We start from the raw sequence: 8,145 nt of genomic DNA on the forward strand, positions 1-8,145 counted from the left end.
TGGTATTTTAAAGAGTCAATTTTTGGATTTGAAAGCTCTTAAGGGGGACAATTCGGATAATATTCCGGGTGTGCCTGGTGTTGGTGAAAAAACGGCAGTGAAGCTGTTAAATGAATATGGTAGCTTGAGGGGGGTGTATGAACATATTAATGAGATTTCTGGCGTAGTAAAAAAGAGACTGGAGGAGGGAAGAGGGTCGGCCGAAATGTCGTATGAGCTTGCAAAAATTTTAACAGATGCTCCGGTGCAGCTTGATGAGGTTGCGGATCTAGTAATAGAACCAGAGAGAATTATTGCAGTGTTAAAAAAACTAGAATTTAACTCATTGATTAGAAAGTTTCGAAACGAATTAAAATTGGGTGAAGATCAGAATAGGCTAAAAAATCAGGAAATAAAGAGCATTGAAACAGGTTTAAGTGAGGATACTTCTGTGCAGGTAGTGGAGGGGGCGGTGGTTGCAGAGAAAATGTTTGAAATACCGGAGGGTATGATCGTTGCCAGTGACTTAAAAGAGAAGATGCATCTTTCAGATGAGCTTGCAGAGGTAATTTTGGCAGGGGATAGAAAAATTTGGGACCTAGAACAGGCAGATTTTTTAATTAACCCGTTAAAGAGAACGGAGAATACGGATAATAATCAAGCTATGTTGCGACTGGAAGATCCGTGCGAGAGAATATTAGCAGGTAAATATACGGAAGCGGAACAGGCTGAATATGCGGAACAGATGAAAATTTTATCAAAGATGCCTAAGCTGTATCGAATATTATCTGATTATGATTTGCCATTAATCCCAGTGCTGTATGAAATGGAGAAGGCTGGGGTTTTGATCGATCAGGACTACTTTAAAGGGCTTAAAAAAGAGTTTACAGAGAAAGTTACAGAACTTGAACAAAAAATTTATTCAGTATGTGGAGTGAATTTTAACATTAATTCACCTATACAATTATCAAAGGTACTTTTTGAGGACTTAGCATTACCGACTAAGGGGATAAAGAAGACGACGCGAGGATTTTCGACGGGTGCAAGTGAGCTTGAAAAATTAGAAGGGCAGCATCCGGTGATTGAAATGATTAAAGAATATCGCGAGGTTTCAAAGTTGCTTTCGACTTATATTTTGCCATTACCAGAGCTTGCCGGAGAAGATGGGCGTATTCATACAACTTTTACCCAAAATGTAACTGCAACTGGAAGACTATCAAGTGTAAATCCTAACCTGCAAAATATTCCAGTGAGATCTGAGGACGGGAAACGGATTCGGACAGGATTTGTGGCGGAAAGTGGTAAGGTTCTGGTGTCTGCGGATTATGCACAGTTTGAACTGCGATTAGCAGCTGCGTTAGCGGGGGACCAGAAGTTAATTGAATCATTTGCGCAAAATATTGATATTCATACCAAAACAGCTGCAGAAGTGTTTGGAATTAAGATGGAGGATGTCTCAAAAGCGCAGCGTCGAGCAGCTAAGGTGATCAATTTTGGTGTACTGTATGGTATGAGTCCAAAGGGTTTAGCAGATTCTGCAGAGATGAATTTTTATGAGGCAAAGCAATTTATTGATGATTATTTTAGAGTAAGAAAACCAATCAAAGATTATTTGGAAAAAACTTTAAAGCAGGCGCGTGAGGAAGGTTTTGTGGAAACATATTTTGGTCGTAGGAGGCCGACGCCAGATGTGAAGTCGTCTAATTTTATCGTAAGGTCGGCCGCGGAGAGGGCTGCCCAAAATATGCCAATTCAAGGGACTGAAGCGGATTTAATGAAAAGGGCAATGATTCGGGCTTATGACCTATTGAAAGCAAAGTACCACGAGGAGGCAAAATTAATATTACAGGTGCATGACTCGTTGATTATTGAATGTACTAAAGGTTTGGAAGAGGCGGTATCGGCGGATTTGGTCCAAATTATGGAAAGTGTGGCACCAGAATTACCGGTAAAGCTAAAAGCGGATGTGGCGATAGGAGTGAACTGGGGTGAACTATAAACTGGGAATTTATCAAGCGCCAGAAGGGGGAATAGTTTTTGATGTGGATGTTGAGTCGGAAACGATGTGGGCGACGCAAGTTCAGATTGCACAGCTGTTTGGTGTCGATAAAACTGTTATTTCAAGGCATTTGAAAAATATTTATAAAGATGAAGAATTAGAGGAAGCGAAAACTTGTCAGAAGCAAAATGAGGTGCGTAAGGAGGGGGAAAGGCAGGTAAGGCGCGAAGTTAAAAGATATAATTTGGATGCAATTATTTCTGTTGGTTATCGGGTAAATTCGATGAAAGCGACGAAATTTCGTGTTTGGTCAAACCGTATTTTGAAGGACTACATTACAAAGGGTGTGGTGATTAATCAGAAACAACTTGAGAGAACTCCTGAAATGGAGGCAGAGAAAAAACTAGATGAAATTAAGACGGCAATGATGATTGTCGAGCGAGTGATTCGAGGAAATGAACTATCAAGTGGTGAAGCAAAGGGGGTTATTGAAATTATATCTAAATATACAAGAAGTTTTCAGGTAATTGATGAATATTTGAAGGGGAAATTTATTTTGTCAAATAACCGTCGTGCAAGACATGAGCTATCTGGAGTAGAGATGGAGAACTTGGTGATGGACTTGAAAGAGAAAATAGGGGAGGAGAGGGGATTTGGGGAATTACGAGTTGAATATGATGATTTTAATAGTTTGGCGGAGAAAATTAAGCGGGATAATGCTGAAGATGACTCGGTGTCGAGAAAAGCGGCGAAGCTACTGTATTTTATTGTGAAGAACGAGCCGTTTGAGCGAGGTAATCAGCAGATTGGGGGCTTATTATTTGTGGTATATTTAGCTTTTAATCAGATTCAATTAAGCAGTATGGGGGAGACAAAGATTTCTGACCAAGCGTTAACGGCTTTAGTATTACTGATTTCTGAGAGTGTGGGTACAGAAAAAGAACTATTAATTAATTTAATCTGTAAGTTATTAGATAATTAATGTTATAATAATAAAGATGAAAGATCTAGTTAAGGATCTAAAAGAAGTTTATGTCAAACATCGCTCAATGTTTACATTGATGGTGGTGATGACTATTTTTTCGATAATACTTTTTATTTATTCAATAGTAAACCTTCATCCGAATGCTTCAGTGGTTAAGGTGAGCTATGGTGATATTGGGAGATACCAGGGTGGAGAATGGTCTTCAATGTCGAATTCTGGTGGATATCATGACGGAGCATGGCATGCGATGCTGGTGTATCCGTTATTTGCATTAATTTTTGGAGTATTACATAATGTGATCGCTTTGAGGTTATATCGTAAAAAAGGTGATAAAGTGGCCAGTGTATTTTTGGTTGTGACAATTGCTGTGATTTTATTTGCGATTTTAATTCTCTGGAGATTACTTGGTGAGGGGTAAAAAGCATGATAGAAGAAAAAAAGAAAAACCGGTTGAGCGGTCAGATTGGGCTGACCTTGAGATTCCATTAGGAAAAAGAACGAAGAAGTATCGTCTATTAGAAATTTTGCCGGGAGCTTTATCATACACAATGATAATTTTATTGTTCGCATTATCGATTATAAGCCCGGCGCTAGGATCTTATTATCTGCTTTTAATTATTGCAGTGACATTAGTGAAAGCGGTAGGAATTGTTTATCGTACAATTCAAGGCTATAACGCTGCAAAAAGAGCAGAAAAAGTGAACTGGCACGAAAGGTTAGTCGATCTTGAGACGCCACATGAGCGCTATGAAGAGCTCTTGAAGTATAAATGTAAGGAATTTGCTTTTAATGAGCATGTAGAAAATTTAAAACTACTATCAGTCGGAAAAGATTTAGTATTATCTGAGAGTGAAGTGACAGTAGACGACGAGCCAATATTCTTTCCTAAGCCAAAAGAGATTTATCATGCGGTAATTATGGTGGCATATAATGAAGGTCTGGAAACATTAATCCCAACAGTGGAAGCTGTGAGAGACGGCAGTTTTGACAATGAACGAATAATTTTTGTGTTCGGATATGAGGAACGCGGTGGCGAAGCGATGGTTGAAAACGCAAAAGTATTAAAAGAAAAGTTTAAAAATGATTTCTTTGAATTTATTACGGTAATGCATCCAAAAGATTTGAAAGATGAGATTCAGGGGAAGGGGCCAAACTTGAATTTTGCAGCAGGAGAACTTTTGGAATTTGTAAAGAAAAAGAAAATTCCTCTGAAAAATATTATTGTAACGTCGCTTGATTCAGATAATAAGATGAGTAAGTGGTATCTTGATTATGTAGCGTATCAATTTATTGTACATCCAAATAGACAACATTTGAGCTATCAGCCAGTATCGTTGTTCACTAATAATATTTGGGATGCGCCAGCGCCAATGAGGATTATCGCAATTTCGAACTCATTTTTTAATATTATTTCATCAATGCGTTCACATACTCTTAAGAATTTTGCTTCACACTCGCAGCCACTACTTGCTTTGTCTGAAATGGGTTTTTGGAGTAAGAAGACGATTGTAGAAGATGGTCATCAATATTGGCGTTCATTATTCTTTTTTAAGGGCAACTATGAAGTTTTGCCTATTCATGTGGCTATTTACCAAGATGCGGTAATGGAAGAGACTCTAATAAAGACGTTGAAGGCACAGTTTGTACAGCTTCGCCGATGGGACTATGGAGCGTCGGACGTGGCTTATGTAGGGGTGAGATTGTTTTCAAAAGATAGAAAAAGGATTGGGGAAATGCCATTCTTGCCACTTTTTGCCAAATTTGTACGCCTACTAGAAGGACATGTGACTTTGGCGGCTATTTCACCAATGGTGGCGTTTGGGGGATGGGTGCCAAAAATTATTAACTCAAGATCGAAAGACCTCTTAACATTTAATTTACCAAACACGATTAGCTTAATTCAGATTTTTGCTTCAGTGGGTTTGATGACGACAATTTTATTGTCATTAAAGATGCTGCCACCAAGACCAAAAGAGGTGAAGACGCCACGGATTTTAATGATACTACAGTGGTTGTTAATGCCCGTCGTGGCGATTGTCTATCAGTCATTTGCGGCATTTTATTCGCAAACAAGACTGCTGACGGGGAATTATATGGAAAAATTTGACGTAACAAAGAAAGTGGTAAAAACAAAGAAAGATACTAAATAAAAAACCTTGGTGAAAAGCCGAGGTTTTTTGAAGGCTTATGGATGTAGCGAGAGGGGAGAGTGTATGGGGAAAAAGCATTAAAAAAACGCCAGGATTGGCGATTTTATATGGTGGGTCGCGAGGGATTCGAACCCCCGACTTCCTCCGTGTAAAGGAGACACTCTAGCCAGCTGAGTTAGCGACCCTTGTTGTCTTTATCTTACCATGAAATATGATAAAATAAAAGAGTTAATGAGAAAGGAAAATGTCATGAGTAGTACTGAGAGTTTTGAGACCGAACGTGTGGACCGAATGCGACACACCTTGAGTCATGTGATGGCAACTGCTCTGACAGAGATGTATCCAGGGATTCAGTTTGGTGTGGGCCCTGCGATTAAAGATGGTTTTTATTATGATGTTGATCTTTCTCGAGTAAAGACAAAAAATAATGAAGTGGTAAAAATCTCTGATGCTGACCTGCCTAAAATTGAGAAGAAAATGAGGGGCGTGATTGCGCGGGGTTTTGAGATGCAATATTCAGAAAAAAGTCGCGCGGAAGCACTAGATTGGGCAAAACAGAGTGGGCAAGATTTTAAGGTTGAATTAATTAATGAGCTACCAGAAGACGAAGTTATTTCATTTTATCAACTAGGCGATTTTACTGATCTATGTAAGGGGCCACATATTGTAAGTGCAAAAGAAGTTGGTGCTTTTAAATTGATGCGAGTTGCGGGTGCATATTGGAGGGGAGACGAGAATAAGCCAATGTTGACTCGTATTTATGGTGTGGCTTTTGAAACTGAAGATGAGCTTAAAGAGTATCTCGAGAGAATTGAGGAAGCAAAAGCTAGAGATCACAGAAAACTGGGTAAGGAATTGGATCTATTTTGTTTTTCTGATCTTGTAGGTGCGGGATTGCCACTATTTTCACCACGAGGAACAGTGCTTAGGGAAATGATGTCAGGATACTCGTTATCACTAAGAGGAGCTTCTGGGTTTGAGAAAGTGTGGACGCCGAATATTACAAAAATGGACCTCTATAAGACTTCTGGGCACTATGCTAAATTTGGTGATGAGCTATTTATTGTGCATTCACAGGTGAACGGAGAGAATTTTGCATTAAAACCAATGAATTGTCCGCACCATGCACAGATTTTTGCTTCAAGACCACGCACTTATAAAGAAATGCCTGTTCGATATATGGAAGCAACCACGGATTATCGTGATGAAAAATCCGGAGAATTAGGTGGGCTTTCCAGGGTGCGTTCTTTGACACAGGATGATTCACACGTCTTCTGTCGTAAATCCCAAATTGAGGATGAAATTAAGAATTTAATTAGAATTGTGCGTGAATTATATGCGACGGTCGGGATGGGGAAGCTAAGAGCAAGACTTTCTTACCGTTCTGATGAAGATAAATATCTGGGGGATATGAGTCTTTGGGAAATGGCACAGGCGCAAATTAAGAGTGCGGCAATTGATAATGGATTAGATTTCTTTGAGGCAGAGGGTGAAGCAGCCTTTTATGGACCAAAGATTGATTTTATGGCGGAGGATGCAATCGGTCGCGAACACCAGGTTGCGACAGTGCAGCTCGATTTTGTGCAGCCGGAGCGCTTTGATCTTAATTTTGTGAATGAAAAAGGTGAAAAAGAGCGACCAGTGATGGTACACCATGCGACACTAGGTTCAATTGAAAGATTCCTCTCAGTATTTATTGAACATACAGCTGGCTGGTTCCCATTCTGGTGTGCACCTGAACAAGTCAGAATTGTAACAGTGAATGATGGGGTACTAGATTATGTTTCAGAGATTGAGGATGTGCTGAAGCAAATTGTGCTAGACAAGCCGTTAAAATATAATGAACTAAGATTTACGACCGACAAGACGGATGATTCACTAGGGAAGAAGATTCGTCGTGCAACTTCAATGAAGATTCCAGTGATTTTGGTCGTTGGTCCAAAAGATATGGAAGCAAGAACCGTCAGTGTGAGGTTGAAAGATGAGGAAAAAACAGTAGACCTAAAGAGTCTGAGTGATTTTCTGAAAGCTTTGGCTTAATCTTTTGCTGGATAGACATGGTGAAACCAGTAATAGTAATAGTTGGTCCTACCGCCTCTGGTAAAACAGGGGCGGCTATTGCTTTGGCATTAGAAATCGATGGAGAAATTATTTGTGCGGATTCGAGAACGATTTACCGAGGAATGGACGTGGGCACGGCTAAGCCTAGTATGGAGGAGAGGAAAAATATTGTTCATTTTGGATTAGACCTTGTGAATCCAGACGAGCGATTTACGGTATACGAATGGAAGAAATATGCTGAACAAAAAATTTATGAGATAAGAATGAGGGGGAAATATCCGATTGTTGTCGGTGGGACGGGGCTTTATATTGATGCTTTAATCTATGATTATCAATTTAATCAGGAAAGAAAGAGTGACCAACTCGATCGAAAAGAAATTGGAGAAGATTTTTTGGTTTATGGGGTGCAGTGGAGTAGCGAGGAAATTAGGGAAAGAATTAAACTTCGTGAACAACAGATGTTTGAAAACGAGGAATTAGTTTTAGAGACGGTAAAATTAGCTAAGCGTTTTGATTGGAGTTTACAATCTATGCGAAGTAATATTTATCAGTTCGTATGGCGAATGTTGAATAAGGAAATTACAAAAGAAGAGGCTGTAACCCTTGGGGCGTATGATGATTATCATTTGGCGAAGAGGCAGATGACTTGGTTCAAAAGGAACAAACAAATTCGGTGGTGTAGGTTAAAAGATTTGAACGCTGAAATTATAAAAGATGTGAAGTCTTTAGAATAAAAAGTTTATGATGTGGTAAAATAGAGTTAAGATGAGTAAAGAAAATAATACTCCATTAGAAAAACTATTTGGATCAAAAACTAGAACAAAATTATTAAGTCTATTTTTTGGTAATCCTGAACGTTCTTTCTATGTCCGTGAAATGACACGGGTGATTGAGGAGCAGATTAACTCAGTGAGGCGAGAGTTGTTAAATCTTGAAGGAATAGGGATTATTAAAAACGAAACCTATGATAA

General features: G+C 39.2%; 6 protein-coding genes, 1 tRNA gene and 1 pseudogene. 7 read left to right on the top strand and 1 reads right to left on the bottom strand.

Annotated features, from left to right (window positions below; all coding sequences use genetic code 11):
- From G3KMM_RS02615 to G3KMM_RS02630, 4 genes are all read left to right on the top strand, one after another.
- On the top strand, positions 1 to 1,978 hold a 1,978-nt coding region (locus tag G3KMM_RS02615), incomplete at its 5' end, for a DNA polymerase (RefSeq protein WP_129605211.1).
- The gene (locus tag G3KMM_RS02620) at positions 1,968 to 2,960 is read left to right on the top strand and encodes a virulence RhuM family protein (protein WP_129605214.1); all 993 of its coding nucleotides are present in this window, start codon (positions 1,968 to 1,970) and stop codon (positions 2,958 to 2,960) included. The genes G3KMM_RS02615 and G3KMM_RS02620, both read left to right, overlap by 11 nt.
- A gap of 16 nt (positions 2,961 to 2,976) precedes the next feature.
- Positions 2,977 to 3,381 carry a hypothetical protein gene (locus G3KMM_RS02625; protein ID WP_129605217.1) on the top strand — a complete coding sequence of 135 codons (405 nt, stop codon included), beginning with the start codon at positions 2,977 to 2,979 and terminating at the stop codon, positions 3,379 to 3,381.
- Positions 3,371 to 5,113 (top strand): glycosyltransferase family protein, encoded by a 1,743-nt coding sequence (locus G3KMM_RS02630; protein WP_206660648.1) that lies wholly within the window; start codon positions 3,371 to 3,373, stop codon positions 5,111 to 5,113. Before G3KMM_RS02625 ends, G3KMM_RS02630 begins: the two co-directional genes overlap by 11 nt.
- A gap of 108 nt (positions 5,114 to 5,221) precedes the next feature.
- On the opposite strand, the gene G3KMM_RS02635 is transcribed toward G3KMM_RS02630, so the two are convergent.
- Positions 5,222 to 5,298: transfer RNA gene (locus tag G3KMM_RS02635), tRNA-Val, on the bottom strand.
- 46 nt (positions 5,299 to 5,344) lie between these two features.
- Here G3KMM_RS02635 and thrS point away from each other — a divergent pair.
- The 3 genes and pseudogenes from thrS to G3KMM_RS02650 form a co-directional block, all read left to right on the top strand.
- On the top strand, positions 5,345 to 7,153 hold the full coding sequence (gene thrS, locus G3KMM_RS02640; protein WP_206660649.1) for a threonine--tRNA ligase: 1,809 nt from the start codon (positions 5,345 to 5,347) through the stop codon (positions 7,151 to 7,153).
- A gap of 17 nt (positions 7,154 to 7,170) precedes the next feature.
- The gene (locus G3KMM_RS02645; protein ID WP_129605223.1) at positions 7,171 to 7,908 is read left to right on the top strand and encodes a tRNA (adenosine(37)-N6)-dimethylallyltransferase; all 738 of its coding nucleotides are present in this window, start codon (positions 7,171 to 7,173) and stop codon (positions 7,906 to 7,908) included.
- A 31-nt stretch (positions 7,909 to 7,939) separates the two neighbouring features.
- Positions 7,940 to 8,145 (top strand): annotated as a pseudogene (locus G3KMM_RS02650) (hypothetical protein); the annotation flags it as partial.

This window comes from Candidatus Nanosyncoccus nanoralicus, from assembly GCF_004138405.1.
Taxonomy (GTDB): Bacteria; Patescibacteriota; Saccharimonadia; order Saccharimonadales; family Saccharimonadaceae; genus Nanosyncoccus; species Nanosyncoccus nanoralicus.